General features: G+C 75.7%; 12 protein-coding genes. 6 read left to right on the forward strand and 6 right to left on the reverse strand.

The features are described from left to right. The first annotated feature begins 42 nt into the window (after positions 1 to 42). From ACN27A_RS29505 to ACN27A_RS29520, 4 genes are all read left to right on the forward strand, one after another. The gene (locus tag ACN27A_RS29505; RefSeq protein ID WP_421457796.1) at positions 43 to 1,398 is read left to right on the forward strand and encodes an aldehyde dehydrogenase family protein; all 1,356 of its coding nucleotides are present in this window, start codon (positions 43 to 45) and stop codon (positions 1,396 to 1,398) included. 4 nt (positions 1,399 to 1,402) lie between these two features. Beyond that, positions 1,403 to 2,170 (forward strand): 3-oxoacyl-ACP reductase, encoded by a 768-nt coding sequence (locus ACN27A_RS29510; protein WP_327030800.1) that lies wholly within the window; start codon positions 1,403 to 1,405, stop codon positions 2,168 to 2,170. Then, complete coding sequence (locus ACN27A_RS29515; RefSeq protein ID WP_421457797.1) at positions 2,167 to 2,880, forward strand: gamma-glutamyl-gamma-aminobutyrate hydrolase family protein; 714 nt, start codon at positions 2,167 to 2,169, stop codon at positions 2,878 to 2,880. Before ACN27A_RS29510 ends, ACN27A_RS29515 begins: the two co-directional genes overlap by 4 nt. A 318-nt stretch (positions 2,881 to 3,198) precedes the next feature. After that, entirely contained in the window at positions 3,199 to 6,867 is a 3,669-nt protein-coding gene (locus ACN27A_RS29520) for a SpoIIE family protein phosphatase (protein WP_421457798.1), read from the forward strand. Positions 6,868 to 6,924: 57 nt separating this feature from the next. On the opposite strand, the gene ACN27A_RS29525 is transcribed toward ACN27A_RS29520, so the two are convergent. Beyond that, complete coding sequence (locus ACN27A_RS29525) at positions 6,925 to 7,242, reverse strand: STAS domain-containing protein (RefSeq protein WP_421457799.1); 318 nt, start codon at positions 7,240 to 7,242, stop codon at positions 6,925 to 6,927. 95 nt (positions 7,243 to 7,337) lie between these two features. Between ACN27A_RS29525 and map the strand changes: the two genes are divergently transcribed. Further along, positions 7,338 to 8,195, forward strand: coding sequence for a type I methionyl aminopeptidase (map, locus tag ACN27A_RS29530; RefSeq protein ID WP_132232796.1), 858 nt, complete (start codon positions 7,338 to 7,340; stop codon positions 8,193 to 8,195). Continuing rightward, entirely contained in the window at positions 8,192 to 8,908 is a 717-nt protein-coding gene (locus ACN27A_RS29535) for a VIT1/CCC1 transporter family protein (protein ID WP_132232798.1), read from the forward strand. Before map ends, ACN27A_RS29535 begins: the two co-directional genes overlap by 4 nt. Positions 8,909 to 8,965: 57 nt before the next feature. Here ACN27A_RS29535 and ACN27A_RS29540 read toward each other — a convergent pair whose 3' ends face one another. From ACN27A_RS29540 to ACN27A_RS29560, 5 genes are read right to left on the reverse strand one after another with little or no spacing between them, the layout of a single operon-like run. Beyond that, positions 8,966 to 9,691, reverse strand: coding sequence for a nucleotidyltransferase domain-containing protein (locus tag ACN27A_RS29540; RefSeq protein WP_421457800.1), 726 nt, complete (start codon positions 9,689 to 9,691; stop codon positions 8,966 to 8,968). Between the two features lie 9 nt (positions 9,692 to 9,700). Next, positions 9,701 to 10,201, reverse strand: coding sequence for a nitroreductase/quinone reductase family protein (locus ACN27A_RS29545; protein ID WP_151455952.1), 501 nt, complete (start codon positions 10,199 to 10,201; stop codon positions 9,701 to 9,703). A gap of 28 nt (positions 10,202 to 10,229) precedes the next feature. Beyond that, on the reverse strand, positions 10,230 to 12,932 hold the full coding sequence (locus ACN27A_RS29550) for an FtsX-like permease family protein (RefSeq protein ID WP_421457801.1): 2,703 nt from the start codon (positions 12,930 to 12,932) through the stop codon (positions 10,230 to 10,232). After that, positions 12,929 to 13,687: an ABC transporter ATP-binding protein gene (locus tag ACN27A_RS29555; RefSeq protein WP_421457802.1), complete on the reverse strand. Its 759-nt coding sequence runs from the start codon at positions 13,685 to 13,687 to the stop codon at positions 12,929 to 12,931. Before ACN27A_RS29555 ends, ACN27A_RS29550 begins: the two co-directional genes overlap by 4 nt. Further along, positions 13,684 to 14,271 carry a PadR family transcriptional regulator gene (locus ACN27A_RS29560; protein WP_421457803.1) on the reverse strand — a complete coding sequence of 196 codons (588 nt, stop codon included), beginning with the start codon at positions 14,269 to 14,271 and terminating at the stop codon, positions 13,684 to 13,686. Before ACN27A_RS29560 ends, ACN27A_RS29555 begins: the two co-directional genes overlap by 4 nt. Positions 14,272 to 14,305 lie beyond the last annotated feature (34 nt).

A 14,305-nucleotide genomic window follows, 5' to 3' on the forward strand; every position in this document is an offset into this window, starting at 1 on the left:
CCGCGGAGGGGCGGGCGGCGGAGGAGAGGGAGGGGTGGACGCGTGAGTGAGGTGGTGGATCCGGCTTCCGGGGAGGTCGTCGGGGTCGTGGCCGCCACGTCGGTCGGGGAGGTCGACGCGGCGATCGCGCGGGCGGACGCGGCGTTCCGGCGCTGGCGGGCGGTGGCGCCGGGGGAGCGGGCGCGGGTGTTGCGGCGGTTCGCGGCGGTGGTCGACGCGCACCTGGAGGAGCTGGCGCGGCTGGAGGTGCGCAACTCCGGGCACACCATCGGCAACGCGCGGTGGGAGGCGGGCAACGTCCGCGATGTCCTCGACTACTACGCGGGCGCGCCCGAGCGGCTGACCGGGCGGCAGATCCCGGTGCCGGGCGGGCTGGACGTGACGTTCCACGAGCCGCTCGGCGTGGTCGGGGTGATCGTGCCGTGGAACTTCCCGATGCCCATCGCCGCCTGGGGCTTCGCGCCGGCGCTCGCGGCCGGCAACACCGTGGTGCTCAAGCCCGCCGAGCTGACCCCGCTGACGGCGCTGCGCCTGGCGGAGCTGGCGCGCGAGGCGGGCGTGCCCGACGACGTGTTCACCGTGCTGCCGGGCGCCGGGTCGGTGGTGGGGGAGAGGTTCGTCACCCACCCCGCCGTCCGCAAGGTCTGCTTCACCGGTTCCACGGAGGTGGGCACCCGGATCATGGCCGGCTGCGCCGCGCAGGTGAAGCGGCTGACCCTGGAGCTGGGCGGCAAGAGCGCCAACCTCGTCTTCGCCGACGCGGACCTGGAGCGGGCGGCGGCCACCGCCCCGTACGCCGTCTTCGACAACGCCGGCCAGGACTGCTGCGCCCGGTCGCGGATCCTGGTCCAGCGGCCGGTGTACGACCGGTTCCTGGAGCTGCTCGAACCGGCGGTGCGGGCGCTGCGGGTGGAGGACCCGTCCCGGGACACGGCCGAGATGGGTCCGTTGATCTCCGCCGCCCAGCGGGACCGGGTGGCCGGGTACGTCGACGGGGCGAAGGTCGCCTTCACCGGCTCCCGCCCCGACGGCCCCGGCTTCTGGTACGCCCCGACGGTGCTGCTCGCCGGCTCGACGGCGGACCGGCACTGGCGCGAGGAGATCTTCGGCCCGGTCGTCTCGGTGCTCCCGTTCGACGACGAGGCCGACGCGATCCGCCTCGCCAACGACACCGAGTACGGGCTGTCCGGCTCGGTCTGGACCCGGGACGTGGGCCGGGCGGTCCGGGTGGCGCGGGCCGTGGAGGCGGGCAACCTCAGCGTCAACTCGCACTCCTCGGTGCGCTACTGGACGCCGTTCGGCGGGATGAAGCGCTCCGGGCTGGGCCGCGAGCTGGGCCCCGACGCGCTGCACGCCTTCACGGACGTCAAGAACGTGTTCATCGCGACGGAGGAGTGATCAGGTGCGGGGTCGACTTGAGGGCCGGGTGGCCGTGGTCACCGGGGCGGGCAGCGGGATCGGGCTGGCCACCGTGCGGCGCTTCGCCGCCGAGGGGGCCCGGGTGGTCTGCGTGGACGTCGACGCGGAGGCGGGTGGGCGGGCCGCCGAGGAGGTCGGCGGCGAGTTCGTCGCCACCGACGTCGCCGACGAGGCGGCCGTACGGGACCTCTTCGACGGGGTGGCCGAGCGGCACGGGCGGATCGACGTCGCCTTCAACAACGCCGGCATCTCCCCGCCGGAGGACGACTCCATCCTGACCACGGGGCTGGACGCCTGGGAGCGCGTGCTGCGGGTCAACACCACGAGCGTCTACCTCTGCTGCAAGCACGTCATCCCGCACATGCGCCGGCAGGGCAAGGGCTCGATCATCAACACCGCGTCGTTCGTGGCCCTGATGGGGGCGGCCACCTCGCAGATCGCGTACACGGCGAGCAAGGGCGGGGTGCTGGCGATGACCAGGGAGCTGGGCGTGCAGTTCGCCCGGGAGGGCATCCGCGTCAACGCGCTCTGCCCCGGCCCGGTCGCCACCCCGCTGCTGCTGGAGCTCTTCGCCGCCGACCCGGAGCGGGCCGCCCGCCGGCTGGTGCACGTGCCGATGGGGCGGTTCGGCGAGCCGGAGGAGATCGCCGCCGCGGTGGCGTTCCTGGCCAGCGACGACTCGTCCTTCATGACCGCCGCGCAGTTCGTCGTGGACGGCGGCATCACCGGCGCGTACGTCACCCCGCTGTGAGCCGGCCACTGATCGGGATCACCGCGTACGTCGAGCCGGTCGGCTGGGGGGTGTGGCGGGACGTGCCGGCGGTGCTGCTGCCCGAGGCGTACGTCCGGGCGGTCACCGCGGCCGGGGGCCGGGCGGTGGTGCTGCCCCCGGACGACCGCGACGCGGACGTGCTGCGGGTGCTCGACGGGCTGGTCCTGGCCGGCGGCGCGGACGTCGACCCGGCCCGGTACGGCCAGCCGCCGGCGCCCCGCACCGAGAGCCGGCCCGGCCGCGACGCGGGCGAGCTGGCCCTGCTCACCGCGGCGCTCGACACCGACCTGCCGGTCCTCGGGGTCTGCCGGGGGATGCAACTGCTCGCCGTCGCCGCGGGTGGGGCGCTGCACCAGCACCTGCCGGACCTGGTGGGGCACGACCTGCACCGCCCCGCCCCCGGCGTCTACGGCGGGCACGGCGTGCGGTTCGCCCCGGCCAGCCTGGCCGCGACGGTGATGGCCGGGGTGGACCGGGTCAACTCCTACCACCACCAGGCGGTGGCCGACCCGGGCCGGCTGGCGGTGACCGGCTGGTCCGACGACGGGGTGGTCGAGGCGGTCGAGGACCCGCACCGGCCCTTCCTGCTCGGCGTGCAGTGGCACCCGGAGAACGAGCCCGATCCGCGACCGATCGCCGCACTGGTCCGGGCCGCCCGGGAAGGCCGGGTCGGCCCGACGCGCCGGTGACACACTCCCCGCCAGCGCTGCGTCGGGCGGGTGGGGTGTCGCACATCACAGTCGATCCCGGGGGTGGTGCTCACCCGAGGCCGTATCGTCCCGTGCACGGGACTGAAATGCGGCGCTGGTCCAGGTTCGGGTGACCAGCCGTCCTGTGTGGACCCGGCCCCGCGACGCCGCGTCCGGGGGATGGCGGCCCGGTGCGGCGGACATGAACAGCGCACGGCGGGCGGTATGCGTTACGTTGCTCGTCCGTCGGGGTACCAACCGGGGCACGGCCGGTCGGATCACCGGACCGAGGCGGTGACGGCCGGAGCGGGAGGAACTATGAGCTCGGCCCAGGGGGGCGTGGACGAGGGTTGCCCGTCCGAGGTGGGCCAGGAGGTTGATCTTCCCCCGTTGCTGGCCGCCGCCTTCGCCGGCGGCGGCGAGATGGGCGGGTTGATGGGCCGCTTCGACTGGTCCGCCCACCCGCTCGGCACCCCCGACCGGTGGCCGCCGGCGCTCTGCTCGGCCATCGGCCTCATGCTCGCCTCCAGCGCGCAGATCGTCATGTTCTGGGGCGAGGACGAACTCGCCTTCTACAACGACCCCTACCGCCCCACGATCGGTGGCAAGCACCCGGACGTGCTGGGCCAGCCGGCCCGCGAGCACTGGTCGGAGACCTGGAGCGTGCTCGGGCCGCTGCTGGAGGGCGTCCGACGCAACGGCCGGTCGTACCGCGCGCAGGACCACCCTTTCCCGCTCGACCGGCGCGGCTTCCTGGAAGAGACGTACTTCGACGTCTCCTACGACCCGATCCTGGCCGCCGACGGCACCGTCGCCGGTGTCTTCTGCATCGTCAACGAGACCACTGGCCGGGTGGTCGGGGAGCGCCGGCTGCGGCTGCTGGCCGAGTTGGGCACCGACCTGGCCGAGGTGGACAGCCGGCCCGAGCTGGGCCGGGTCGCGGCGGCGGTGCTCGACCGGCACCGGCCGGACGTGCCGTTCTCGCTGGTGTACCTGTCCGACGAGGCCGGGAACCTGGTCCTGACCGGGTGCGGCGGAGTCGGCCCACGGGCGGTCGCCACGCCCCCGCCGGCGCGGCTCGCCGAGGTCACCGCCACCGGCGCCGCCGCCACCGTCGCCGTCACGGACCTGCTCACCGAGGCTCCGGCCGACGCGACCGGCGAGGCGCTGGTGCTGCCCGTCACGGCCGGGAACGAGACCGTGGGCGCGCTGGCCGTCGGCGTCGCCCGCCGACAGCCGCTCACCGACGAGTACCGGGACTTCTTCGACCTGGTCGCCGCGCAGCTCTCCCGGGCCGTCGGGCGGCAGCAGGCGTACGAGCAGGAACGCACCCGCGCCGCCGAGCTGGCCGCCCTGGACCGGGCCAAGACCAACTTCTTCGCCAACGTCAGCCACGAGTTCCGCACCCCGCTGACCCTGGTGCTCGGCCCGCTGGAGGACCTGCTGGCCGACCCGGCGCTGCCGCAGGCGTACACCGAACGGCTCGCCACCATGCACCGCAACGCGCTGCGGCTGCTCAAGCTTGTCAACACGGTGCTCGACTTCTCCCGGCTGGAGTCGGGGCGGCTGGCCGCCCGCTACCAGCCCACCGACCTCGCCGACTACACCGCCCGCCTGGCCAGCACGTTCCGGTCGGCCACCCAGCGGACGGGGCTGCGCCTGGTCGTGGACTGCCCGCCGCTGCCGGCGCCGGTCTTCGTGGACCGGGACATGTGGGAGAAGGTCGTCCTCAACCTGGTCTCGAACGCGGTGAAGTTCACCTTCGACGGCGAGATCCGGGTGCGGATCCGCGCCGTCGACGGGGCCGCCCGGCTGGAGGTCACCGACACCGGCGTCGGCATCGTGCCGGAGGAACTGCCGCAGATCTTCGAGCGCTTCCACCGGGTGCCCGGGGTGCGGTCGCGCAGCCACGAGGGCACCGGGATCGGCCTGGCACTGGTCCGCGAGCTGGTCGAGATGCACGGCGGCGAGGTGGCCGTGCACAGCCGCGTCGACGAGGGCAGCACGTTCACCGTGACCGTTCCGTTCGGCGCCGGGCACCTGCCGGCCGAGCGGGTCGTCGACGCCGGCCCGCCGGCGCAGGTCGAGCTGGCGCAGGCCGACCTCTACGTCGCGGAGACGGCGCTCTGGACCGGCGCCGCCGGGCCGGCCGACGGTGCCGGCTCGGCCCGGGGGACCGGCGCCGCCGGCCGGATCCTGGTCGCCGACGACAACGCCGACCTGCGCGAGCACGTCACCCGGCTGCTCTCCCCGTCCTGGGAGGTGGTCGCGGTCACCGACGGCGTGGAGGCGCTGCGGCACGCCGTCGACGGCTCGTTCGACCTGGTGCTGACCGACGTGATGATGCCCCGGCTCGACGGGTTCGGGCTGGTCGCCGCGTTGCGCGCGGATCCGCGTACCCGGCACCTGCCGATCGTGCTGCTCTCCGCCCGGGCCGGCTCCGCCGAGGAGGTCGCCGGGCTCGCGGTCGGCGCCGACGACTACCTCACCAAGCCCTTCTCCGGCCAGGAGCTGACCGCCCGGGTACGGGCCAACGTCGAGCTGGGCCAGCTCCGCGGCCAGATCATCCGGGGGCTGCGGGCCCTGGCCGACGCGGCGGTCGCGGTCAACACCGCCCGCTCCACGGCCGACGTGCTCCAGGTCGCCGCGCGGCACGCCCTGAGCCTCGCCGAAGCCGCCCGGGTGGTGGTCTCCGCCACCGGGATGCGCTTCGAGGCCGACGGCGGCGGACTGGCCTCGATCGAGCCGTCCTTCGTGCTGCCGCTGACCGGCACCGCCGGCGAGCGGCTCGGCGACCTGCGGGTCTGGCGTCCGGACGGCGACGGGATCCACACCGACGAGGCCGCGCTCACCCAGCTCGCCCGGCTGGTCGGCGTGCGGCTGGAGAACGCCCAGCTCTACGAGGCCGAGCACCGCATCGCCACCACGCTCCAGCACAGCCTGCTGCCCCGGTCGCTGCCGCAGCTGCCGGGCGCCCTGGTGGCCAGCCGCTACCTGCCGGGCAGCGCCGACGTGGAGGTCGGCGGGGACTGGTACGACGTCGTCGCGCTCGGCGACGACGAGCTGGTGCTGGCGATCGGCGACGTGGTCGGCAAGGGCGTGCGAGCGGCCGCCGCCATGGGCCAGCTGCGCAACGCGCTGCGGGCGTACGTCCTGGAGGGCTTCGATCCCGGCGAGTCGCTGACCCGGCTCAACCGGCTCGTCGGCACCAACGACGGCCGCTCCTTCGCGACGGTGTTCTGCCTGTGGTTCAGCCCCCGCACCGGCCGGATGCGGTACGCCAGCGCCGGGCACCCGTCCCCGCTGCTGATCCGAGGAGACGACGTGGCGTTCCTGCACGACCGGGCGCTCGGGCCGCCGGTCGGGGCGATCCCCGGCACGGCCTACCGGACGGTCGAGGGGGAGCTGGCCGCCGGGAGCCGGCTGCTGCTCTTCACCGACGGGCTGATCGAGGACCGGCAGCTCGGCATCGACGCCGCGCTGGCCACGCTGCGGCAGGACGCGGCCACCCCCGGCGAGCACGTGACCGACCTGATCGACGCCGTGGTGGAGCGGGTCGCCGGGCGGCCGTTGCGCGACGACGTCGCGGTGCTCGCCCTGGAGGCCGCGGAACTCAACCGGTTCGCGCTGCGGCTGCCGGCCGATCCCACCCGGCTCAGCGTGCTGCGCAAGCGGCTGGAGGACTTCCTGGTCGCGCACAAGGTCAGCGAGACGGACCTGTTCGACCTGACCGTCGCCGTCTCCGAGGCGGCCGCCAACGCCATCGAGCACCCGGTCGAGCCGGCCGAGCCGACGATCGGCGTCGAGGTGACCATCTCCGACCGGACGGTGGTCGCCACGGTGCGCGACAGCGGCCGGTGGCGGGAGTCGACCGGATCGGGCTTCCGGGGGCGGGGGCTGTCCCTCATCGAGGCGCTGGGAGAGCTGTCGGTGCACCGTACCGCCGAGGGGACCGAGGTGACGCTGCGCCGGCGGCTGGCGGACTGAGCGCGGCCGGCGCTGCTCCGGCGCGCGACCGGCCCTGCGGCGCGGGGGTGCGGGGGGTCAGGCCGGGCGGAGCCAGGCCTGGTCGGCCAGGCCGGAGATGTCCAGCACCCGGTGGACCTGCCGCGACGGCAGCACGGTGAGCGCGCCGGGGAGGTGCTGGGCCAGCCGGACCACGGCGTGGATGGCCGCCGAGTCGAAGAAGGTGACCGCCCGCAGGTCGAGCGTCACCCGCTCGGCCGGCTCCCGCAGCGCGGTCTGGAACATGACGTCGGCGGTGGCCATGTCGACCTCGCCGGTGACCAGGACACGCAGGTGGTCGCCGTCGATCTCCGCGCTGGCGGAGAAGACGGGAGACGCGCCGCCCCCTTGATCCACGGAGCCACAATCGCACAGCCGACCGGGCACGGCAACAACCGCTCCCGGCGGGCGGTGGCGGGGGTCACCACCGGGCGCGGCGATAAACTCGCCTCATGACCGTCCGTGCGCCGCTGACCCCCGGCACGCTCACCCCGCTGCGGCCCGTGCCCGCCCACATCGTCCGCCCGGAGTACGTGGGCAAGAAGCGTCCGCAGGAGTGGCGCGGCTCGCACGTGCAGACCCCGGAGACCATCGAGAAGATGCGGGTCGCCGGTCGGCTCGCGGCGCAGGCCACCCAGCTCGCCGGCGAGCACTGCAAGCCGGGCGTCAGCACCGACGAGATCGACCGGGTCGTGCACGAGTTCCTCTGCGACCACGGCGCCTACCCGTCGACGCTTGGCTACCGGGGCTTTCCGAAGTCCTGCTGCACCAGCCTCAACGAGGTGATCTGCCACGGCATCCCCGACTCCACCGTGCTGGCCGACGGCGACATCATCAACGTCGACGTGACCGCCTACCTCGACGGGGTGCACGGCGACACGGACGCCACCTTCTGCGTGGGCGAGGTCGACGAGGAGGCCCGGCTGCTGGTCGAGCGCACCCACGAGGCGATGATGCGCGGCATCCGCGCGGTCGCCCCGGGCCGCCAGATCAACGTGATCGGCCGGGTCATCGAGTCGTACGCGAAGCGCTTCGGCTACGGCGTGGTGCGCGACTTCACCGGTCACGGGATCGGCGAGGCGTTCCACAGCGGGCTCTACGTGCCGCACTACGACAGCCCCCGCCCCACGGACGTGATGGAGCCGGGGATGACCTTCACCATCGAGCCGATGATCACCCTCGGCACCCACGAGTACGACATGTGGGACGACGGCTGGACCGTGGTGACGAAGGACCGCAGGTGGACGGCCCAGTTCGAGCACACCATCGTGGTGACCGAGGACGGCCACGAGATCCTCACGCTGCCGTGACGGAGACCCCGGCGGCGCTGCGTGAGGCGCACCACGCGGACGTCTCCGGCGGTTGGCTGCGCCCCGCCGTCTTCGGGGCGATGGACGGGCTGGTCACCAACATCGCCCTGATCGCCGGGGTGGCGGGCGGCGGGGTGTCGCCGCGCAGCGTCGTGCTCACCGGCGTGGCCGGCCTGGTGGCCGGCGCCATCTCGATGGGGCTGGGGGAATACACCAGCGTCCGCTCGGCGAACGAGCAGGTCGCGGCCGAGGTCGCCAAGGAGCGTCGCGAGTTGGAGCGGCACCCCGAGGCGGAGGCGCGCGAGCTGGCCGAGGCGTGGGTCGCCCGGGGACTGCCGCCCGACCTGGCCATGGAGGTCGCCCAGGCCGTCCGGCGCAACCCGGAGGAGGCGCTGCGGGTGCACGTCCGGGAGGAGCTCGGCGTCGACCCGGACGAGCAGCCCAGCCCGTGGGCCGCGGCGATCTCGTCGTTCCTGTTCTTCTCGGTCGGGGCGCTGGTGCCGCTGCTGACGTACCTGTTCGGCGCGACCAGCCTGTGGCTGGCGCTCGCGGTCGGCGGGCTCGGGCTCTTCGTGGCCGGGGCGGTGGTCGCCCGGTTCACCGCCCGGCCCTGGTGGTCCGGCGGTCTGCGTCAGCTCCTGCTCGGCGCGGCGGCGGCCGGCGCCACCTATCTCGTCGGCACCCTCATCGGCGTGCAGGGCGGGCTCGGCTGACCTTCCCGCGCCGGCTCTCCCGCCACCGCCGGGCGGCGGGCGCCGTCCGGCGCGGTGTCAGCCGTCGAGAAGGTCGTCGACCGTGCCGTCGACGGGGCGGCCCCGGGCCGCCAGCTCGTCCGCCTGGCGGGTCAGGACGACGCCCACCTCGGTCATGTCCGCGCCCGCCAGTCCCGTCCGACGCACCGCGTCGCCCGGGTCCCGGAAGTAGGTGCGGCTGAGCAGGCCGGCGACCGTGGCCGCCGCCAGTCGCGCCTCGCCGAGCATCAGCAGCGCCTGGTCGGTCTCGTACCACTCGGCCAGCCGGGCGGCCCGGGCGTGCGCCGCGCCGCCCCGGTACCAGGCCCGGCGGGCCGCCGTGCTGAACTCGGCCGGCCGGGCCCGGGCCAGCCGGCCCAGGTGCGCGTCGCGCAGCGTGCGCAGCCAGCCGGTGGGGTCGTGCAGCGCCCGGGTGCTGACGTAGCGGTCGGCGGTCAACGGCCAGAGCGGGGAGATCAAGCTTGCCTGGCGCAGGTAGTCGTCGGCGCCGGCCACGGTCAGGTCGACCAGCACGCCGTCGACCCGCCGGGTCGCCGGGGACGGCCCGCCGCCGGGCCGGTACGTCACCACCAGCAGCCCGACCTCGCCGTCCCCGCCGCCGTCGTCGTCGCCGTGGGCGAGCGGGCCGTGCACCGCGACCGCCAGCACGTCGGCCGGGAACCGCCGGCGCACGGCGTCGGCGACCCGTTCGGCCACCGCCCACCGTGGATCGTCGGGGTGGGGTTCGCCGTCGGCGCCGGTCACCGCACCAGCCTATTCGCGGGCGGTGGGCCCGCCCGGCACGCCGCGCCCGGTGGGCACCAGCCGGAAGACGAGGATCTCCCGGCCGCCGGCCCGCTGGGCGTACGCGCGGTAGGCGGGCCACTCGGTGACCAGCAGCGTCCAGAGGCGGTCCCGTTCGGCGCCGGTGGCGACCTCGGCGCGCACCGGGACGCGGCGGCCCTTGACGGCCACCTCGGCGGCCGGATCGGCGCGCAGGTTCATCGCCCAGCCGGGCTGGTGGGTCTGGCCGAAGTTGGAGCCGACCACCACGTACGCGTCGCCGTCGGGCACGTAGAGCAGCGGATTGCTGCGCGGCTTGCCGGAGCGGCGGCCGGTGGTCGTGATGACCAGCGACGGGATGAGCCCGAGCGCGACCACCCGCCCCCGGGTGAGCCGCCCCACCATCCGGTCGGCGGGGACGAGCAGGCGGACGGCGGCGCCGAACCAGCGGTGGTGACCGACGCGGCGGGTCAGGGCTCCCAGTACGGGCACGGCGACCAGTGTGCCCCTTCGCGGCCCGTCAGTCGAGACGTCGCTCGACCGGCAGCCGGGACCGGGTGAAGAGGCCCGCGCCGAGCATCGCGACCAGCGGCACCACCACCAGGACGCCGAGCGTGGTCCAGGGGACCACCACCGGGTACGGCTCCGTGACCGGCCACAGCGCGGCGTACCGGCGGTTGAGGGCGGTCAGGATGATCGACGCGGAGCCGAGCCCGGCGACGATGCCGAGCGCGGAGCCCAGCACGGCGATCACCCCGGACTGGCAGAGCGAGAGCAGCCGGCGCAGTCCCGGGCCGGCGCCGACCGCCGCGAGGGTGGACAGGTCGGCCCGCCCCTCGGCCGCCGCCAACCCGGTGGCGATGGCGGCGGCGCCCAGGGTGATCACCCCGGCGGCGGCGGCCAGCAGGAGCAGCAGCGGCCGCCCCGCGTCGCCCTGCGTGCCCCGGTCGATCTCGACCTGCGCGTGCAGCGGACGTACGGCGGCGACGAACCGGTCCTGCCGGTCCTCGTCGGGCACGCCGTCGGCGGCGATCGCCCAGCCGAGCGGGTGGACGCTCAGGCCGAGCCGCCCGGCGGCCGCCGGGGAGAGCAGCAGCCGGTCCGCCCCCAGCGCGGTGGGCAGCGGATACCCGGCGACGGTGGTGAGGGCCTGGGGATCGGGCCGGGCCTGCCCGGCGCGGGTCACCCGCACGTCGACCCGCCCGTCGCGCACGTAGCGCGGATCGGTCACGACCGCGCCGCCGGCCCGCAGCACGGCAGCGGCGGCGGCGACGTCGGCGGGGGCGGCGCCGGTGAGCGCCGGCAGGGCCGACCCGTCGTCCACCAGGACGTGGAAGTACCGGCCGAGGTGCTCCTCGGGTTCCGCGCAGCGTGCGTCGGCACGGGCGCGGCGCTGCTGCTCCGGGGTGAGCCTGTCGCCCGGCGTCCACGGGCAGACGCGCTCGGCGGGCAGCACCGGCGAGACCTCGCACAGGTCGGTGGCCGTCCCGCACCGGGGCTCCGCCAGCGGCGCCACCGTCCGGACCCCCAGGTGGGCGCGCGCGGCCTCGCTGACCCCGGGCAGGTCGGGCAGGGTTTCCCCGTCCGACCCGGTGACCAGCACCGTGGTGGCCGGCAGGGCCGGCAGGTACATCGTGGCCGACCGGGCGTCGTCGCTGGCCAGGTACACCCCGATGGCGACGCTGCCGGCGACCGCGGCCATCACGGCGGAGATCGCGGGCGCGGTCGACGACCGGTTGCGGCTGGCGTCGCGCAGCGCGATCCGGGGCGCCAGCGGCAGCGACCGCCCGAGGCGGGCGAGCAGGCCGACAAGCGTCGGGGTGGCGAAGACCAGGCCCAGTTCGCCGAGGACGAGGCCGGCCAGGATGACCGCCGGCGCCGTCCGGGCCGCCCCGAACGCGGCCACCGCGGCCCCGGCGGCGGTCAGGACCGCCCCGACGGTCAACCAGCGTCGCCGGTGCGCCGGCGGGGTGCGCCGGCCGGCCAGCCCCGCCACCACGTCCTGCCGGGCGGCCGTCCAGGCCGGGGCCAGCGCGGCCAGCACCCCGGCCAGCACCGCGACGGCGGCGATCGCCGCGAGCGCCTCCGGCCAGCAGCGGTACGCGCCGAAGCGCGCGCCGAAGAGGTGCTGCTCCACCAGGGAGCGGCCGGCGAACGCGGCGGCGACGCCCAGCGCGACCCCGAGGGCGGCGCCGACGGCGCCCAGCACCACGCCGTCGGCCAGCACGATGCGGCGCAGGTGGGCGTCGTCCCCGCCCGCCACGGCGACCAGCGCGAGGTCCCGGCGCCGCCGCCGTACGCCGACCGCGAAGGCCGGCCCGACGAGCAGCACCACCTCCAGCAGCCCCAGCCCGCCGACGAGCACCGAGACGCTCATCCCCTCCACGTCCATGGCGGAGCGGCCGTACGGCGCGAACGTGACGGTGTCCGACGCCGGTGCGGGGACCCGGGCGTGCACGACGACGCCGTGGGCGTTGAGCCGGCGGAACAGCTCCTCGTCGGGGTCGCCGGGCAGGTCGACCAGCCAGCTCGTGCCCGGCTCGGCCTCCATCCGCCCCTCCGACGGGTGCAGCGTCACCACCGGGCCCAGGTCGTCGGGGTACTCGGCCACCCCGACCACCCGCCACGAGCGGGCACCGTCGCCGGAGGTGACGGTGCCGCCGAGCCGGGCGTCGAGGCGGCGCAGGGCCGCCGGGCTGACCGCGATCTCGTCCGGCCCGGCCGGCGCCCGCCCCGCGTGGAACCGGACCAGCCCCCGCCCGAGCGGATCGGCGAGGTCCACGGCGCGGCCCGTGAGCGTGTCGTCGATCCGTTCGCCGACCAGGGCGTCGAACGACACCCAGCGGCGCAGCGGGACCACCCGGCTCCCGGCCGGCAGCAGGGCGGCCACCTGCCCGGCGGTGACGGGCCCGGCCGACGGACCGTCGTCCGGGTCGGTACGCCAGGCGTCGGCCCAGGCGCTCTGCACGAGGGGGGTCCGCGTCACCCAGCTCAGCTCCGCGTCGGCCGCGCCGAGCTGGCGGTCGGCCCGCTCGACCGGGGTCAGCTCGGACATCCGCCAGCTCACCGCGGTGAAGCTCAGCACCAGCACCGGCAGCGTGATCATCGCGAGCACCAGCGCCGTACGCCCCCGGGCCCGCCGGGCCTCCCGCCGGGCGATCCGCAGCGCGGCCCACCAGGAACCGGCGGCCCGGGCGAGCCGGCCGCCCCGGCCCGCGCTCACCGACCGCTGCCGCTCAGCAGCTGCTCCACGCTGCCCAGCGGGGCCGTCGTGTCGACGAGCACCCCGTCGCGCAGGAAGACCACCCGGTCGGCCCAGGCGGCGTGGCGTGCCTCGTGGGTGACCAGCACGGCGGCGGCCCCGGCGTCGACGCGCCGGCGCAGCAGGTGCAGCACCGCCTCGCCGGTCTGCGAGTCCAGCGCGCCGGTCGGTTCGTCGGCGAGCACCAGCCGGCGCTGCCCGACGAGCGCGCGGGCGATGGCCACCCGCTGCTGCTGCCCGCCGGAGAGCTGGTCGGGGAACCGGTCGCCCAGCTCGGGCAGGCCCACCTCGGCCAGCGCGTTCAGCGCGAGGCGGCGGGCCCGGCGTACGCCCGTGCCGTCGAGTTCGAGGGGGAGGGCGACGTTCTCCACGGCGCTGAGGCTGCCGAGCAGGTTGAGGTCCTGGAAGACGTAGCCGATGCGGCGGCGCCGCACCTGGGCCAGCCGCCGCCGGTCGAGGGCGCCGAGCGGCTCGCCCTCCACGTACACCTCGCCCGCGGTCGGGCCGTCCAGCCCGCCGGCCAGGGCGAGCAGGGTCGACTTCCCCGAGCCGGAGGGTCCCATCACGGCGACGAGTTCCCCCGCGCGCACGGCGAGGCTCACCCCGCGCAGCGCGTGCACGGCCGCCGCGCCGGCGCCGTGGGTGCGGTGCACGTCACGTACGTCCAGCACCGGCGTGGTCGGGCTCCCGTCCGCCGGCCGGTTCCCCGTGCTCACCGTCGCGCCTCCTCGTCCGCCCGGTCCACCGCCTCGGCAGACGTCGTCGGGACGCGGCCGGGCTCCGCCGGACGGTAGCGCACGAGGCTGGTCTCGCAGTGGTCCAGCCAGCGCACCTCGGCCTCGGCCTGGAAGACCATGGCGTCCAGCACCAGCCGCCACGGCAGGTCCTCGGGGCGGTCGCTGGCGTACTTCAACCGGGTCAACTCCTGCAACGTCCGCATGGTCGCGCTGCGCTGGGTCTGCACCACCGACCGGACGTCCACCCCGGGGGTGGTCAGCGCGAGGGCGAGCTTGATCGCCAGCTCGTCCCGGGGCCGGTCGGTGCGGCTGATCGGGGTGGCGAACCACAGGGCCAGGTCCGTCCGCCCGGCGTCGGTGATCTCGTACGGGCGCTGCCCCGTCTCGCTCTCGGGCAGCGACCGGACCAGCCCGTCCCGCTCCAGCCGGGACAGGGTGGTGTAGACCTGCCCGATGTTCAGCGGCCAGGTCGAGCCGGTCGACTCCTCGAACGCGGCGCGCAGCTGGTAGCCGTACATCTGGCCGCGTTCGAGCAGGGCGAGCAGCCCGTGACGGATGGACATGGCAACGGAGTATGCATACCTGGTATGCGACCCG

The sequence above is a fragment of the Micromonospora sp. WMMD737 genome (assembly GCF_049179055.1).
GTDB lineage: Bacteria > Actinomycetota > Actinomycetes > Mycobacteriales > Micromonosporaceae > Micromonospora > Micromonospora reichwaldensis.

What these genes read in the sequence shown, in the direction of transcription:
- ACN27A_RS29520 (WP_421457798.1), top strand. Translation starts at nt 3,199, where the DNA reads ATGAGCTCGGCCCAGGGGGGCGTGGACGAGGGTTGCCCGTCCGAGGTG.
- ACN27A_RS29560 (WP_421457803.1), bottom strand. Translation starts at nt 14,271, where the DNA reads ATGTCCATCCGTCACGGGCTGCTCGCCCTGCTCGAACGCGGCCAGATG.
- map (WP_132232796.1), top strand. Translation starts at nt 7,338, where the DNA reads ATGACCGTCCGTGCGCCGCTGACCCCCGGCACGCTCACCCCGCTGCGG.